Consider the following 16,054-nt stretch of genomic DNA (forward strand, 5'->3'; position numbering starts at 1 on the left):
CGCTTTTAACTTTCTGTTTTCGTTATATATTACAATAGCTCAACCGATTGTTTAGCTATCACAAATTCCTCGTTAGTAGGAATAACAAGAGCTTTGGCACCTAACAACTCAGATGTTGCAATAACACCTGCGTTACCAAATCTTGCATCTTCGTTACCTTTCTCATCTTCAACAAAACCTAACAGTTTTAGGTTTTTCAAGATTTCACGACGAATTGGTAGTGAGTTTTCACCAATACCACCAGTGAAGATGATGCCGTCTAATGAATCCAGAGCCGCTAGGTAGGAAGTAATGTATTTCGCAACGCGGTAAGTGAAGATCTCAAATGCCAACTTCGCACGTGAATTCCCCGCTTCCATTGCTTCTAGTACACCACGAGCATCACTTGTCACACCAGATACACCTAAGAAACCTGACTTCTTGTTCATCATCTCGAACACTTCGTCTTTTTCCCAGCCTTTACGGAAAAGGAACTCGATAACACTTGGGTCTAGGTCACCACAGCGAGTGCCCATCATTAGGCCAGCTAACGGCGTCAAACCCATACTTGTATCAACACATTCGCCATTTTTAACCGCACTCACTGATGCACCGTTACCTAAGTGCACAGTGATAAAGCTGCTTTCTTCAACCGGCTTATCTAGCATTTTCGCTGCTTCACGGCTTACGTAATAGTGGCTTGTGCCGTGAGCACCGTAACGACGCACTTTATGCTCTTCGTAAAGCTCGTAAGGAAGTGCGTACATAAAGGCTTTGGCTGGCATTGTTTGGTGGAAAGCAGTGTCAAATACAGCAAATTGAGGCAGTGAAGGGAACGCCGCCATTGCCGCTCTCATGCCTTCAGCGTTCGCTTTGTTATGAAGTGGTGCAAGTTCAGCAAGGCGCTCTACTTCTTGAATAACTGTTTCATCAACTTTCACAGTTCCTTTAAAGGTTTCACCGCCTGCGACAATGCGATGACCTACAGCGACAAATTTTGAGCTCAAACCTAGAGTTTCGAGTAGTTTTACCACTCGCTCAACAGCGTACTGATGATGGTTACCGCCAGCTGGAATTGCTTCAACGGTTTTTTCTCCCTGATATTTCCAACTGATTTCAGCTTCAGGTAGGCCAAAACACTCACCAATACCTGATACCAAAGCTTCACCGGTTTCAGAATCAATAACAGCAAATTTTAATGAAGAGCTACCAGAGTTGATCACCAGTACAAACGAATTAGACATGAAATAGTTATCCTGTTGTAGAGCAGAGGTTGTAATAGCGCTTGTGCGCTGCGTACTTCTTGTTTGCCCCTCTATTATTCAATAATTTTTTAATCTTTCAACAATCTTTTAGTAAAAGCGATTTGATTGAACAAATTTTGTTGATCTGTAGCAAGTTTTGATTTTATTTGAAGACTAAAAAATATCACTTGTTAAACATAATTTATGAATAGGTCAATTTGTACAAAGTCAGATATATAAGCTACGTTGTTTATTGGGTGAACAAAAATAACAAACCAATCAATAAATCGGGGTAATAATGTGCCCACTATTGCATTTCTATTAGTGATCTTAGGTTTGATTTTGCTCTGCTGGGGATGGCAGATGACAAAAAACATCTGCTCGAAAACTGACGTAACCGGGTGGACTTTCCTATTATTGTTAATCAGCTGTTTCATTTTTGCTTATGCCGTTTTTTTGCACGCCATCATGCAAAAACCTATTGCTTCTCTCTTAGAAACTGGGGTTTCTCTTATACTTTTTGGCGGCAGTATCTTTGTCGTGCTGGTGATTAAGTGGAGCAACGATTCGATATTAGAGCTTCATACCGTTGCTGAAAGAGAGAAGCGCAATGCTGTCCATGACGCTCTTACTGGGCTCCCTAATCGTAAATACTGCTTTGAGTCTATCGAAGGCAGAATACAATCTAGAGACCCATTCTCGGTGATCCTTTTTGACGTGGTTAATTTTAAGCAAGTCAACGATGCAATGGGTCACTTTTGTGGAGACCAGTTACTTATTCAAATTGGTCAACGCCTTCAGGGGAAACTGAAAGGCAATGACCAGATATTCCGCGTTGGTGGTGATGAATTTGTCATCCTGACATCTTCTGCATGCGAGGAAACGGGTAAAAAACTCATAGAAGAACTAGATTCTGCAATGTCTGAACGCTTTCATTTAGATGAGTTTCAAGTTTCCTGCCGCGTTGTTTTCGGTATAAGCACCTACCCATATGACGCCCTAACCAATGATCTTTTGATCAAGCACGCAGATATCGCTATGTATCACGCCAAGCGTAATGGCAATCTTTTTGCGTTTTATAATGAGGATATGAACGTCGGGGCTAAGTACCAACTTGAAATATCTTCTCGTATTCAATGTGCGCTTGAAAAAGAAGAGTTTCAGTTGTATTACCAACCGTTGATTGATGCACACACTAACTTAGCTGTCGGTTTTGAAGCAGTGATTCGTTGGCATGACGAAAATGGTAAAACGATCTCACCCAACGACTTCATTCCTATCGCAGAGCGTAGCAATCAGGTGCACAACATTACCATGTGGGTTCTTAACCAAGTAGAAAGGGATCTGCAAACATTTATAGAGAAAGGCATTAAGCTTCCTGTCCACGTAAACTTATCAGCGAAAGATCTCTCATCTAACTTGCTGTTTAATCGCTTAGAAACTTTGCTCAAAGTAAACCCTCAATTCGCTGACCTAATAAGTTTAGAGATCACTGAAACAATGGCGATCGATAGGGTCGTTGAGCTCAACCCCTTAATTCATCAAATAAAAGGATTAGGTATAAAGATCAGCTTGGATGATTTTGGCACTGGGTATTCATCTTTGTCACTGTTAAGAGATCTTCCGGTTGATCAAATTAAAATCGACCGCTCATTTCTTTCCACAGCAAGCCGCACAGAAGGCTCCCGCTCTATTGTTGAGAACACGATTGCGCTAGCACATGGATTAGGGTATTCGGTCGTAGCAGAAGGCGTTCAAGACATGGACACACTGCATTTTTTGAGAAGTCGAGGCTGTGACATCATTCAGGGTTACTTGTTCTGTCCTGCCCTGCCCTTAGACGAAGTAATAAGTTGGGTAAACAAACACGATGAAAAGCAAAACCGTATTAGACGCGCATAAAAAAGCCGAGCGCTTTGCTCGGCTTTCAATTCTTTTTGTAGCAACTTAAACCGTCGCTTTAATCACTCGTGATTATGCGTCTGTACGACGGCCACGACCGTGACCACGTTCACCACGATGTGCACCACGGTGATCACCACCACGGTTGCGATCGAAACGACGTTCGCCACCTTCGCGATTGCCATCGCGGTTGCCGTCACGGTTACCACGGAAGCCACCTTCGCGACGGCCGCCTTCACGACGATCACCACCACGGTTGCCGCCTTCGCGGTTGCCACGGTAACCACCGCCATCACGACGACCACCATCGCGACGACCACCGTCACGGCGACCACCACGAGACTCGCGGAAATCATCGAAGTCACATACTACAGCACCAACATCTTGTTGACGGATACGTAGTTTGCTTAGCTTGTTCGCCGCGTCTGAAGTCATTGCTTTAGGTAGCTGTACGAATGTGTGACCTTGAGCTAGCTTGATCGCACCGATAGAACCTTTACCTAGACCTAGTTCGTTTGCTAGAGCGCCAACGATGTCTTTAACTTGAACGCCTTGCTCACGACCAACTTGAAGCTGGTAAGTATCCCAGTCTTGGTTGTTGAAGTTACGACCGCCGTCGCGACCACCTTCACGGCGCTCTTTACGACGTTGCTTGTCACGCTCAATTGCTTCAACCATTGGGTCTTCGCCAATGTAGAACAGAGGACGTTTGCCTTGCTGACGCTTAAGAAGCATAGCAGCAAGTGTTGCTGGGTCGATGTCTAGAGAAGTTTGTAGTTTCTCTACCAACTCAGCAAATTTGTCTAGTGCTTTGTGCTCTTTCTCTGCTTCAAGCTCAGCGCCTAGCTTAGCTAGACGAGCTTCAGCAACTTGGTCACGTAGAGGAAGTTGGATTTCTTCCATAGATGACTTAGTTACACGCTCGATAGTGCGAAGCATACGAATTTGGTTAGTGCGAACTAGAAGGATCGCTTTACCCTTACGTCCAGCACGGCCAGTACGACCGATACGGTGGATGTATGACTCAACATCAAATGGGATGTCGTAGTTGAATACGTGCGTAATACGTGGAACGTCAAGACCACGAGCTACAACATCAGTTGCAACTAGAATGTCAATAACACCTTGTTTGATGTGATCAACAGTACGCTCACGTAGAGACTGAGGAATGTCACCGTGCAGTGCAGCTGCTTTAAAGCCACGTGCAGATAGCCAGTCAGCCAGACGCTCAGTATCTTGACGAGTACGTACGAATACGATTGACGCGTCAGTTTCTTCAGTTTCAAGAAGACGAGACATCGCTTCATCTTTCTCTACACCTTTCACTACCCAGAACTGTTGTTGAACTTTGTCTACAGTGTGGTTTTTACCAGCAACGTCAACCGTTACAGGGTCACGAAGGAAACGTTCAACGATCTTCTTCAGCATTGGAGGCATAGTTGCAGAAAACAGAACGCGTTGTGCTGACTCTGGAGCGTGCTCCATGATCGCAGTTACATCATCTACGAAACCCATGTTTAGCATTTCGTCTGCTTCATCAAGAACGAAAGTACTAACTTCGTCTAGGTGTAGACGTTCGCGATTGATAAGATCTTGAACACGGCCTGGAGTACCAACAACTACATGAGCGCCACTTTTAAGAGCACGCATTTGGTCGACAATAGATGCGCCACCGTAAATCTCTAGAACTTTCAAACCTTTGATGTTTTTACCAAGGTTTTTCATTTCCGCTGCAACCTGAATTGCCAGCTCACGAGTCGGAGCAAGTACAATCGCTTGCGGTTTGCGTTGGTTTAGATCGAGTTTGTTGAGAAGAGGCAGAGAGAACGCTGCTGTTTTACCTGTACCTGTTTGAGCTTTACCCAGCGCGTCAGCACCTTCCAATAGGTGTGGGATTGCCGCAGCCTGAATTGGAGTTGGTGACACGAAACCCATTCCGTCTAGAGCAGAAAGGATAGAATCATTCAGAGATAAATCACTGAATTGAATAACAGAATCTTGCATTGGGATCCTACTTAATTAAACAAAAAAACAGTCCCATATGCTCTTCCAATTCGATACTGATCCATCCAGATACTGATTCCATTCAGACGGGAACACAGCACAGTACACAACCGCGATAAGCCATTAGGGACGACTAAGGGAGGCGGATTATTCCTTAAAAGCATAAAAAAATCCAGAAAAAATTGAATTACATCACAATTTATTCTCAACAATGGTATTTTTAGCATATTTTTCCACCAACCCTACCATTCCCCGTAGATTCGCGTAACTCACAGATGAGAATTTCATCAATATTTAAGCCAATTTCTCGTGGTTAAATTGGCAAAATTCACGGCGAAATTACGCTCCACAGGTAGTAATAATAGCTCGCAATGATTATAGTGTGCCCAACTCCATAGGTAATTTAAGAAAAGATGTTTCAAGATAACCCACTACTCGCTCAGCTTAAGCAGCAAATCCAAGAAAACCTGCCTAAAAAAGAAGGCTCAATAAAAGCCACAGATAAAGGCTTTGGCTTTTTGGAAGTGGACAGTAAGACGAGCTTCTTCATCCCGCCTGCGTACATGAAAAAGTGCATGCACGGTGACAAAGTCATCGCCATTATCCGCACCGAAAATGAACGCGAAGTTGCAGAGCCACAAGAGCTGCTGGAACAAGCCGTGACTCGCTTTATTGGTCGAGTAAAAATGTTCAAAGGCAAGCTCAACGTAGCACCTGATCACCCACAGCTTAAAAAGCTATCTCTTAAAGCGAAACTAAAGAAAGGTCTAAAACCTGACGAGTTCGCCGAAGGTGATTGGGTTGTCGCACATCTTATTCGCCACCCTCTAAAAGGCGATAACTCTTTCTTCGTAGAAATTTCTGAAAAAATCACTGACGCGAATGATAAAATTGCGCCTTGGTGGGTAACGCTTGCTCAAAACGATCTACCAAACTCTGAGCCAGCAGGCATCGATAACTGGGAACTGAAAGACGACGCGGAGCTAGAACGCGTAGACATGACTCATGTTCCATTCGTCACTATCGACGGTGAATCGACTAAAGATATGGACGATGCGCTGTACGCGAAGAAAACCGTATCTGGCGATTTCGAACTCACCATCGCTATTGCGGACCCAACCGCCTACATCACACCTGAAGATGAAATGGATAAAGTAGCGCGTGAGCGTGGCTATACTATCTATCTTCCAGGCCGCAACATCCCGATGCTACCTCGCGATTTAGCGGACAACCTATGTTCTCTGATTGAAGGAGAAACCCGCCCTGCTATTTGCTGTACCGTAACGGTAAGTAAAGATGGTGTGATTGGCGACAATATTAAATTCTTCGCGGCAAACATCAAATCACATGCACGCCTAGTATACGATCACGTGTCTGATTGGTTAGAAAACGGCAGCTCTGAAGCATGGACGCCATCTGAAGAGATCGCGACCATCGTTCGTGATCTTTATGAGTTCTCTCTTGCTCGCGCTGAATGGCGTGAGAAAAACGCAGTGGTCTTCCCTGATCGTCCTGACTACCGTTTTGAGCTCAGTGAAGATAACGATGTAATCGCTATCCACGCAGACATGCGCCGCAGTGCAAACCGCCTTGTTGAAGAATCCATGATTACCGCAAACATCTGTGCAGGTCGTACATTACGCGATAAATTTGAAACAGGTGTCTTCAATACGCATGCAGGTATCAAGAACGAGAAGATTGAAGAAGTGGTTCAACTTGTCAATCCAGAAGGCCAGTTGGAGTTCACAGCGGAGTCTATTGCTACACTAGAAGGCTTTGCTGCGTTGCGCCGCTGGTTAGCAGCTCAAGAAACGTCTTATCTAGATAACCGTATTCGTAAGTTCCAAGCATACAGTGAAGTGGGTAATCAGCCTCTGCCTCATTACGCAATGGGTTTAGACATCTATGCAACTTGGACATCACCAATTCGTAAATACGGTGATATGATCAACCACCGTATGTTGAAGGCCGTCATCCTTGGTAAAGAACCCGTACAAAAACCAGATGACCAAGTAGGCGAAGAGCTAGCTCTACATCGTAAACATCATAAAATCGCTGAGCGAAATGTCTCAGATTGGCTATATGCACGCACGCTTGCTGATGAGCCGAGCAAGAAAACTTGTTTCACAGGTGAGATTTTCGATATTAATCGTGCAGGCGCACGTGTCCGACTTCTCGAAAATGGCGCAGCAGCCTTTATTCCTGGTGCACTAATTCTTGATAATAAAGAAAGAATTGAGTGCAATGGCGACAACGGTACCATCTCTATCGATAAAGAGGTCGTATACAAACTTGGGGATACATTGGAAATTGTCCTTACGGACGTAAACCAAGAAAACCGCAGTTTAGTTGCAAAGCCAACCCAGGTATTCGCTGAACAACCAGCAGCACAAACAGAACAGACTGTAAGTGAATAATACCGAATGAAGTTAAAAGGCGCTCTATTGAGCGCCTTTTTTATTTGTTATGTAAAACGATAAGAACGAGTATGCCGAACATTGAGATCATTCGCTTTAATCACTTCACTGCGCGCAAAAGTGAGCGTTACACTGCAACACATAATGGGTTATATATTGTTGAAGAAGGTGCCCTATTAGTTCATCAACCTAATGGTGAGCAATTTGAACTTAAAGCCGGAGATTTCACACTCTATAACTCCGCAGATCTGAGCAGTGCAGAAGCCGTCTCTAGTGACGGAGGCTTTAAAGCACTGGCTTTAGTCTTCAATCCAAATATATTCTGTGACTTTAAGAAAGCGCACCCGATGCTACGTTCCAAAACGGAAGAAAGGCGCTTCTATCCTTTTTCAACGCAATCCAGTAGCGAAGTAGCACAATTGAAGGACATGTTGGTTAAGTTAGCGAGTCGCAATGCTCCAGACTACACACAAAGCCATATCGCAATGGCATTGCTGTCGTTGATGGTTGAGGTAGAGCCAAACATCCTATCTATCATAGATGATGCAAGTAGCCTGAGCGACTCTCAAAAAGCCATTAAGTACATTGAGGGTAATATTGAAAAAGACATCACGCTAGAAGGCTTAGCGGCTCATATGAGCATGTCCATCGCAACCTTAAAACGTCGCCTCGCCGCAGATGATCTTTCGTTTTCTCAGATATTAAAGGTGAAACGGATAAACTTCGCAGCAACCCAACTGCGCAAGTCAGAAAAATCAATAACAGAAATAGCGTTTGAGTCTGGTTTTAAAAGTGCAGCGCATTTCAGTACAGCATTTAAATCCGTTTACAACATGACCCCCAAAGACTTTAGAAACCAAGTCGTTAAGCCTAAAGTATAAATCATGTCGGCATTCGCATCCGTTGGGCTCACCCTATTCCCAAAAACACGCTTGAGGATCACGCTCCAATTCGTTGAGTAAGTCCTCAAGCATTCGGCTAAATGGAAGTGGCTTATAAGGCACCCACCTTAACAGCTCGTTGTGATATGTGGGAACATAGAAATACCAAAGTTGGTTGTCCTCATCAAACATGATCTTCGCGACGGGAGAAGTATACTCGCTATGCTGGGAGTCGAGGAGAAAATGCGCCCGATGAAGCTCAACGCCATTTTCTACTAGCTCATAGAGGCACTTGCCCTGTTCGACAGGCAAGTTAGCATTACGCGCAGAGCAGAGCGATTGAACTGATTTGTATAAACGACTTGTCGCCATTTGGGACACTGACATCAACGTTCTCCCGATGGATGATAGTTAGAGCTGTCGATCCTAGTATATAACCTTTACATCATCACCGATGGTAGTTATCTACCTAACTCAAGTATAAGATAGCTATATTATCATTTGCCCAGATTATCATCTCAATCCACTTGGAAACGCTAGCTCCATCACCTCTTGACTAGAAACAATTCCCCTGTTTAGCGCTAACAGTTCACAAAAGTGTAACCTGAACGCAATATCATAAACTCTGCTTTATCCCGTATATGGAGTTTAATATGTTACGTTTTACTGTGGCGACTTTATTGGCCATAGCAGTCTCCCTCCCTACCATTGCAAAAGAAATCAACATCTCAGGGTCAACGTCGGTTGCTCGCGTGATGGATGTACTTGCTGAGGAATACAACAAAACACACCCAGACGATTACGTTGCTGTTCAGGGCATTGGTTCGAGTGCTGGTATCACCATGGTCAATAAAGGAGTAGCCGAAATAGGCATGAGCTCTCGCTATCTGACTGAAAGCGAAAAAGGTGAAGATCTCAATGTATACCCTATCGCTTATGATGGCCTCGCTGTTGTTGTAAACCGTACCAACTCTGTAGAAAACCTTTCTCAGCAACAGCTGTTTGATATTTACAAAGGTAAGATTAAGAATTGGAAAGAGGTCGGGGGCGCAGATCAGCCTATCGCGGTGGTTACTAGAGAAGCGTCTTCAGGTTCACGTTACAGCTTCGAAAGCTTGCTGGGACTGACCAAAATCGTTAATGATCGCCTCGTCTCGGATATCAGCCCAAACAACTTGGTTGTAAACAGCAACAGCATGGTAAAAACCATTGTTAACCATAACACTCGCGCCATTGGTTTTATCTCTGTAGGGTCAGTAGATCGCTCGATCAAGGCGATTCAGTTAGATGGTATTGACCCAACCTCGACAAACATTAGCAATCATAAGTACAAGTTGGCGCGACCATTCCTAGTGCTATACAAAGTAGATAAGATTAGCGATGCAGGTAAAGGTTTTATCGCTTTCCTTCGTTCAGAGCAGGGACAAAAAGCGATTGCAGATTACGGTTATACGCCAGTAAAAAACTTTAATCAGTAAAAATAAAAAAGAGAGCACCTTGATGCTCTCTTTTCCTATGTAGTGTTCTCTCCGGTTTCGGAATTAGAAATGCAGTTGAATTACAGAGACCACAACCGCACCAGGTCGACGAATACCTTCAATTTCCACTTTAATTTCGCGCTCAATCTCCAAACCTTTTTTGATTGGCGTTACTTTTGTTAACGTGCTGACTGCACGAACATTATTGCCCGCTTTGACAGGGTAAGGGAAACGAACTTGGTTTAAACCCAAGTTAACTACCATTTTAGCTGTTGGGAACATTGGCTTTTCTGGATCAACTGAATCCGTCAGTTTAGGCAGCAATGCTAATGTTAAAAAGCCATGAGCGATAGTTGTCTTAAATGGAGATTCAGTTGAAGCACGCTCTGGATCAGTATGAATCCATTGCATGTCTTCCGTTACCGCACCAAATTGGTTAATACGTTCTTGAGACACATGAACCCAATCACCAGTGTGAATAACTTCGCCAATTTTTTCACTTAACTCGTCATAAAGCTTTTGAGCCTCTGGTGCCATTACGATCGGTGCAGGTTGAGGTGCAACTTCTTCGTTGACGGCTGGCTGCTGGTGATCACGAACTTTTGAGAAAAGAAAGCTATTTTGAGCTTTCCCCAAAAAGTCACTCCAATAATCGCGTAACGTTGGAGACATCCAATTCATAAACTCGGATTGATGAGCAGAAATCGCATCAACTTTGTCTTTAAATAGATTTGTGACCTTCATAAACACCCTTAAGAATTCTAAGCACAACTGGCTATACCAGTTAATTTTGAATTAGTTCACAAAGTCTTGCAAATACTTTCGGGCGAACACATGTACCCTAAAAGCATGTTATATCTTATATATCAGCAAGATAACAATAAAACACCATTTTATTGACGTGCGCCAATATAAAGTAAAAACTCTATAAATTGGTACTTTTTGTCCCTTTTTCACTCCGCTTTCAAACTGTCCAACATCACATCAGTGATCATAAAACAAGCAAACAGTACTTCTATTATAATTCAGCACTTTACAAGTCGGACTATGCTCCTTATTATACCGCCCACAACGGAGAGATGGCTGAGTGGTTGAAAGCACCGGTCTTGAAAACCGGCATACGTTAATAGCGTATCTAGGGTTCAAATCCCTATCTCTCCGCCACTTATTTAGAGAGCTCGCATTTATTGCGAGCTTTCGTCGTTTTAGCTCTTACAAAGACGAGATTTAGAAATCCTCGCTCGTAAACGAATCCAGCACTTCACTATATTCCAGTTAAAAGCCCGCTAATGTTTAGCGGGCTTTTAACTTCGATTTTCTAAAGTTTAAGCAAACTTTTTAATCATTTCAGACAGGTCATTGGTGCAATTTTGCACTTTGGTGTTCATATGATTCGTTTCAGTCATCAGTTCATACGATTCACTGTACTTTAAATTAAGCGACTGGATGTTTTCATTTATTTCATCCGTTACATAAACCTGCTCTTCTATCGCGACCGCAATTTGTTGGTTTCGTTCGACAACGTCTTGAACAAGGGATTCCAGTTGTTGAATGCTATCCAAAGCAGTACCTAACAATGTTACCGTTCCGGTCGACATTTCGTTACCTTTCTCTAACGCAGAAACCGCTGATTTGCTCCCATTTTGAATTCCTTCAATGGCCGATTTAATCTCTGTTGTCGATTCCTGAGTTCTTTTAGCTAAGGTTCTCACTTCATCTGCTACAACGGCAAACCCTCTGCCTTGTTCGCCTGCCCTCGCGGCTTCAATTGCAGCGTTCAACGCTAATAAATTAGTTTGTTCGGCAATACCGTTGATGACTTCAACAACGGTTCCAATTTGCTCGGTTTGTTGGTTCAAACGTATGACCACTTTAGATATTTCGCCGAGCTCATCAACCAACTCTAAAACCGATTGGTTAACATTATCGATAACGCTACGGCTGTCTATCATCGTATTTTGCGCTTCTAACGTAGCCTCGGCGGTCGCTTGAGCATTATTTGATATCTCAGATGAAGAGGCTTGCATCTCGTTGACCGCTGTTGCGACCGAGTCAATCTCCACTTTCTGTGCGCTTAAGTTCTCCGTCACTTGCTGGCTATTTGTCGCAGCACTGTTAGCACTTGCGCGCGTTTCTTCGCAAGAGTCTTTTACAGACACGCCAACGCGCCCCAGTAGCGCATTGGCAAATTGCTTACGCATCTTCATACCCAGCTCAATCTCAGCCAGATCGTTGATTCTTCCGCAATAAATATATTCCATGAGTGGATTGTTGAAGTCTTGCCTAGCCTGTTTAGCGAGCTTCTCAACTGGTCTGGTTAATACATAAATAGAGAAAACGGAAAGTAACGCAACAACGCCAAACGCTATCACTGGTGATTGATTCATTTGTAGAATGAGTAAGCCAATAAGGTTTGAAATTAAAAGGAAGAAGGCCGATCTCATCCACAAACGTGTACGAGGAAGATACATTTTCCACGGCTTACGATTATTTCGAAGCTTCGAATACGCTTTTTCCGCTCGCTGGATGTGTATACGCTCAGGTTTAAATCTCACTGATTGGTATTCCACAACTTCACCATTAGATTTTATAGGAGAAGCAAACGCGTCAACCCAATAATAGCCGCCGTTTTTACGTCGATTTTTGACCATTCCCATCCAGTGTTTGCCAGTTTTCAGGTGAGTCCATAAATCTTTAAAAGCCTGTTTTGGCATATCAGGATGACGCACAACATTGTGGGGTTTACCGATAAGCTCCCCTTCATCAAACCCCGCGACTTCATTAAAGTTTTCACTGGCATATTTGATGTAACTGGAGGTATCGGTAATGGAAACTAGGCTGTAACTCGAGGGGTAATCGTATTCCGTTTCACTCATAAACATGTGTCCTTACATTGATTAATTAACAAACGGCAAATATGAATTTATCAGCATAACATATACATGCATAATGATAGGTTGATTCAAAAATAAAACAAAATTATTGACAAGTTTACTTGTTACTTAATGACTCTAGTCGCATTTTTATCCTCTAATACAAGGCTTCGTTAATATGCACAAGACTGAGCACTGTTCAAAATTAATACACAAAAGCGCTTCCGTACTGAGTTCGTAAATTGTTATAAGTAATCCACTAAAACGAAAACAAGGAAGACAAACGCAATGACTATTCACTTTCGTCAGCTTGCAGCTAAGAGAAACACGACACACTTGTTTATTGACGATTGGAAAATTAACACTCAGCAGTCTTGGGGGATATTCAGCGCGGATGGAGATATTGGCTCTCTGCTTGGAGACCTTATTTGTGATGAAATGTCACCAGATAGTGGGGAAATTGAGCTAAATGGGCTGTCCGTTGCGCAAGTGTCGTTATCAGAGCAACAGCGATTACTGGAAAGAGAATTAGAAAAGGATGATACGGATTTTCTTGATCGTATCGACCAAGGGAGCACTGTTTATTCATTAATCCTAGAGCAGAGCCAAGACACCAACTTAACTGAACAGCTAATTAATGATCTCGACCTAAGTCATCTTAAAGATAGTGGCTTCCGTGTTCTCTCTACCGGAGAAACCAGAAGAGTAATGCTCGCCCGAGCTTTAGCCACACAACCTGACTTAGTATTACTAGATAATCCATTTACTGGCTTAGATATTGCGCACCGAGCTGCTCTCGCTCGCTATTTACACTCGCTTTCTCAAAATGTGCAACTACTCATAACCTTCTCTCGCGAATCTGACATGCCTGAGTGGATCAATAGCATCGCGCTTTTCAGTGCAGGAAAGCTTGATAGTACAATGGATAAGTCCAGTTGGGATAATCATCCAATCATTGGACAAATTAAATCTCAGTCAGAACAACAGAGTGAAGAAATGATGAGCTTGATACGTCAGCATCAGCACTCGACACCATTCAACAACCCAATATTTGAACTAAAGAATGGGGCTGTTGAATATACCGATAAGAAGATTTTTACTGGCTTGAACTGGCGCATAGACAAGGGCCAACATTGGCAGGTCAAAGGTCCAAATGGTTGTGGAAAGAGTACCTTACTTGGATTGATCTTTGGCGATCATCCGCAATGCTACAGCAATGACATTGATATTTTTGGTAAAAAGCGTGGTACTGGCGAGACAATCTGGGAAATTAAGCAGCATATCGGTATGGTGTCTTCAGCGCTACACCTCCAATATCGAGTCAATTGCAGCGCATTAGAAGTCATTTTGTCAGGATTTTACGATTCGATTGGGTTGTATAACCAGCCAACTCGCAAAGAGATGAATATTGCAAACGAGTGGCTCGATATCTTACATATGAGCCAGTACAAAAAAACCTCATTCAAGCAATTAGAGTACGGTCAGCAGCGACTATTACTGATTGCAAGAGCCATCGTGAAACAACCCACATTATTGATTTTGGACGAGCCGTATCAAGGGTTAGATTTTTTGGGTAGACGGTTAGTTAAGAACACACTTGAGCTCATCGCTAGAGAGAATTTAAGCCAACTATTGTATGTGTCTCACTACCAAGAAGACCGCTTAGATAGCATCAAAAATGAGTTAGAGTTTGTGTTTGATGAAAATGCTCAGTGTTATAGAGCTAACGTCTACCAATCATAATGACTTCGCTGCGCAAGCTGCTCATAAGGTAATGGTTTGGAGTACAGGTATCCCTGATGATATCTCACTCCCATCTTCTTTAAGTGTTCAGCTTGCGCTATGGTTTCCACGCCTTCAGCGATCAATTGTACTTGTAATTCTTCCGCGAAGTGAACCATCGCTTTTAAGACAGAAGCACTAAGGCTAGGAATACCAATAGTTTCGACAAAGCACTTATCGATTTTTAAGTAATCTATGCGCATGTGCTGTAGAAATGCTAACGAGGTTTGGCCAGTTCCAAAATCATCGATCAGCACATCAATACCATGCACTCGCAGCGCTGCAATGCATTTTCTCGCCTCTGAATCAATGAGCTGACGCTCCGTTATCTCTACCCCTAATGAGACTTTGTTTCGGCTCAACTGTCTGTCGAGCAATTGAATTTTTCTGATCGCGTTTGGTCCGACTAAATAACCAGGCGGCACGTTAATACCAAGGTGGACAGGCTGATCAAAGCCTAATTTACTGAAGTCCTCTGCCGCTTTATCCAGAACGAAATCAGTAAGTAAAAAAACCAATCCACTTTGCTCTGCCGCAGGGACAAACTCATCCGGAGAAATGAACCCCTTACTTTGATGCTCCCATCGCACTAGCGCTTCAAACCCGAATAACTGGCCGGTATCAACGTTAACTTGCGGTTGGTAATACAGGGTCAACTCTCCTCTTTTTATCGCTCTTTTAAGATCCAGTATCAAATTGCGATGGGGATCAATAAACTTATTCAACGCATACAAGCAAAGGTAGATAACGAAAATAATTGGAATTGAGTACAAAAAATAGGAAAGTGTTCTCTGTTTGACGAAAAGATCGCTGGCTTCGCTCAAAGCTTCATACTCAAACATTTGCGACGATTTGATACCGATAGGATTACTTCCCGCTCTTAATGCTCCTTCAGGTGAAACTTGATCATGGATAAACAGCGCAGAGCGTTTTAGGCGTAAATCGTTGTTAAACCCTATTGTTGCATTAAAGTAGTCATGATCGATAATCGTTACGGCTTGATAACCCCGCTCTCCCTCCGTTACCACAAGCAAGAACTGATCGTACAAGCTATCAACACTACCAAACGCTAGCGTTTGTCCCTTAGGAAAGGTGATGTGCTCAGCTAACGGTTTAGAGATACTTCCCAATTTCGAAGAACAAGTAATGACTCCCTCTTTCACAATGAGCATTTCTTCAATATCTCGTTCAAACATTAAGCTTTGCTGGAGCTCTTCACATCGTTCAGGGTGTAGCAACGCCGTGCGGTTTTCTGTCTCTATTTGGAATAAAATTTCATCTGCAATTTGCACATTTTTTTCTAATAAATGATTGAGATTGTTTTGCACGCTTTCACGAGCTAAATACAAAACCTCTCCAATAACCAAGGGAATAGGCAGAAGAAAAATGATGGCTTTTTTAAAAATCGCCTTATTCAGCATATAAAAGTAACCTTTTATAAAACCGATTTACTGAGATGGTACCTCGATTCCGATACCCGCTAGCAACTCACGT

Annotated in this window: 11 protein-coding genes and 1 tRNA gene; 6 read left to right on the forward strand and 6 right to left on the reverse strand. The window is 43.1% G+C overall.

Annotated elements, in window-relative coordinates:
- Window positions 1-29: 29 nt before the first annotated feature.
- Window positions 30-1,223: an acetate/propionate family kinase gene (locus R7P74_RS04450; RefSeq protein WP_005386205.1), complete on the reverse strand. Its 1,194-nt coding sequence runs from the start codon at window positions 1,221-1,223 to the stop codon at window positions 30-32.
- A 363-nt stretch (window positions 1,224-1,586) separates the two neighbouring features.
- On the opposite strand from R7P74_RS04450, the gene R7P74_RS04455 reads away from it, so the two are divergent.
- A complete protein-coding gene (locus R7P74_RS04455) occupies window positions 1,587-3,125 on the forward strand; it encodes a putative bifunctional diguanylate cyclase/phosphodiesterase (protein WP_031781023.1) in 1,539 nt (512 codons plus the stop codon).
- Window positions 3,126-3,197: 72 nt separating this feature from the next.
- Here R7P74_RS04455 and R7P74_RS04460 read toward each other — a convergent pair whose 3' ends face one another.
- Window positions 3,198-5,129 carry a DEAD/DEAH box helicase gene (locus R7P74_RS04460; RefSeq protein ID WP_005375680.1) on the reverse strand — a complete coding sequence of 644 codons (1,932 nt, stop codon included), beginning with the start codon at window positions 5,127-5,129 and terminating at the stop codon, window positions 3,198-3,200.
- A gap of 413 nt (window positions 5,130-5,542) precedes the next feature.
- On the opposite strand from R7P74_RS04460, the gene rnb reads away from it, so the two are divergent.
- Both rnb and R7P74_RS04470 read left to right on the forward strand, forming a co-directional pair.
- The gene (gene rnb, locus R7P74_RS04465) at window positions 5,543-7,546 is read left to right on the forward strand and encodes an exoribonuclease II (RefSeq protein WP_170890049.1); all 2,004 of its coding nucleotides are present in this window, start codon (window positions 5,543-5,545) and stop codon (window positions 7,544-7,546) included.
- Window positions 7,547-7,617: 71 nt separating this feature from the next.
- The gene (locus tag R7P74_RS04470; RefSeq protein ID WP_053307810.1) at window positions 7,618-8,427 is read left to right on the forward strand and encodes a helix-turn-helix transcriptional regulator; all 810 of its coding nucleotides are present in this window, start codon (window positions 7,618-7,620) and stop codon (window positions 8,425-8,427) included.
- 33 nt (window positions 8,428-8,460) lie between these two features.
- On the opposite strand, the gene R7P74_RS04475 is transcribed toward R7P74_RS04470, so the two are convergent.
- On the reverse strand, window positions 8,461-8,814 hold the full coding sequence (locus R7P74_RS04475; RefSeq protein ID WP_017635751.1) for a DUF3024 domain-containing protein: 354 nt from the start codon (window positions 8,812-8,814) through the stop codon (window positions 8,461-8,463).
- Window positions 8,815-9,080: 266 nt separating this feature from the next.
- Here R7P74_RS04475 and R7P74_RS04480 point away from each other — a divergent pair, with 266 nt between their 5' ends.
- Window positions 9,081-9,905 carry a phosphate ABC transporter substrate-binding protein gene (locus tag R7P74_RS04480; RefSeq protein ID WP_017635752.1) on the forward strand — a complete coding sequence of 275 codons (825 nt, stop codon included), beginning with the start codon at window positions 9,081-9,083 and terminating at the stop codon, window positions 9,903-9,905.
- A gap of 63 nt (window positions 9,906-9,968) precedes the next feature.
- Here the strand turns inward: R7P74_RS04480 and R7P74_RS04485 are convergent, their stop codons facing one another.
- A complete protein-coding gene (locus R7P74_RS04485) occupies window positions 9,969-10,649 on the reverse strand; it encodes a MaoC family dehydratase (RefSeq protein ID WP_005386198.1) in 681 nt (226 codons plus the stop codon).
- A gap of 329 nt (window positions 10,650-10,978) precedes the next feature.
- Between R7P74_RS04485 and R7P74_RS04490 the strand changes: the two genes are divergently transcribed.
- Window positions 10,979-11,069 (forward strand) — tRNA-Ser (locus R7P74_RS04490).
- A 161-nt stretch (window positions 11,070-11,230) separates the two neighbouring features.
- Here R7P74_RS04490 and R7P74_RS04495 read toward each other — a convergent pair.
- Window positions 11,231-12,781 (reverse strand): methyl-accepting chemotaxis protein, encoded by a 1,551-nt coding sequence (locus tag R7P74_RS04495; RefSeq protein ID WP_213916936.1) that lies wholly within the window; start codon window positions 12,779-12,781, stop codon window positions 11,231-11,233.
- A 285-nt stretch (window positions 12,782-13,066) separates the two neighbouring features.
- Between R7P74_RS04495 and modF the strand changes: the two genes are divergently transcribed.
- Window positions 13,067-14,521, forward strand: coding sequence for a molybdate ABC transporter ATP-binding protein ModF (gene modF, locus R7P74_RS04500; protein ID WP_213895898.1), 1,455 nt, complete (start codon window positions 13,067-13,069; stop codon window positions 14,519-14,521).
- Here the strand turns inward: modF and R7P74_RS04505 are convergent.
- A complete protein-coding gene (locus tag R7P74_RS04505; RefSeq protein WP_005375659.1) occupies window positions 14,509-15,981 on the reverse strand; it encodes an EAL domain-containing protein in 1,473 nt (490 codons plus the stop codon). The two genes, modF and R7P74_RS04505, sit on opposite strands and share 13 nt — an antisense overlap.
- Window positions 15,982-16,054: the final 73 nt, after the last annotated feature.

Source organism: Vibrio sp. 2033 (assembly GCF_033339735.1).

Coding starts and splice junctions, on each gene's coding strand:
- R7P74_RS04450 (WP_005386205.1), bottom strand. CDS start 1,223: ATGTCTAATTCGTTTGTACTGGTGATCAACTCTGGTAGCTCTTCATTA.
- modF (WP_213895898.1), top strand. CDS start 13,067: ATGACTATTCACTTTCGTCAGCTTGCAGCTAAGAGAAACACGACACAC.
- R7P74_RS04495 (WP_213916936.1), bottom strand. CDS start 12,781: ATGAGTGAAACGGAATACGATTACCCCTCGAGTTACAGCCTAGTTTCC.
- R7P74_RS04460 (WP_005375680.1), bottom strand. CDS start 5,129: ATGCAAGATTCTGTTATTCAATTCAGTGATTTATCTCTGAATGATTCT.
- R7P74_RS04470 (WP_053307810.1), top strand. CDS start 7,618: ATGCCGAACATTGAGATCATTCGCTTTAATCACTTCACTGCGCGCAAA.
- R7P74_RS04455 (WP_031781023.1), top strand. CDS start 1,587: ATGACAAAAAACATCTGCTCGAAAACTGACGTAACCGGGTGGACTTTC.
- rnb (WP_170890049.1), top strand. CDS start 5,543: ATGTTTCAAGATAACCCACTACTCGCTCAGCTTAAGCAGCAAATCCAA.
- R7P74_RS04475 (WP_017635751.1), bottom strand. CDS start 8,814: ATGTCAGTGTCCCAAATGGCGACAAGTCGTTTATACAAATCAGTTCAA.
- R7P74_RS04485 (WP_005386198.1), bottom strand. CDS start 10,649: ATGAAGGTCACAAATCTATTTAAAGACAAAGTTGATGCGATTTCTGCT.
- R7P74_RS04480 (WP_017635752.1), top strand. CDS start 9,081: ATGTTACGTTTTACTGTGGCGACTTTATTGGCCATAGCAGTCTCCCTC.
- R7P74_RS04505 (WP_005375659.1), bottom strand. CDS start 15,981: ATGCTGAATAAGGCGATTTTTAAAAAAGCCATCATTTTTCTTCTGCCT.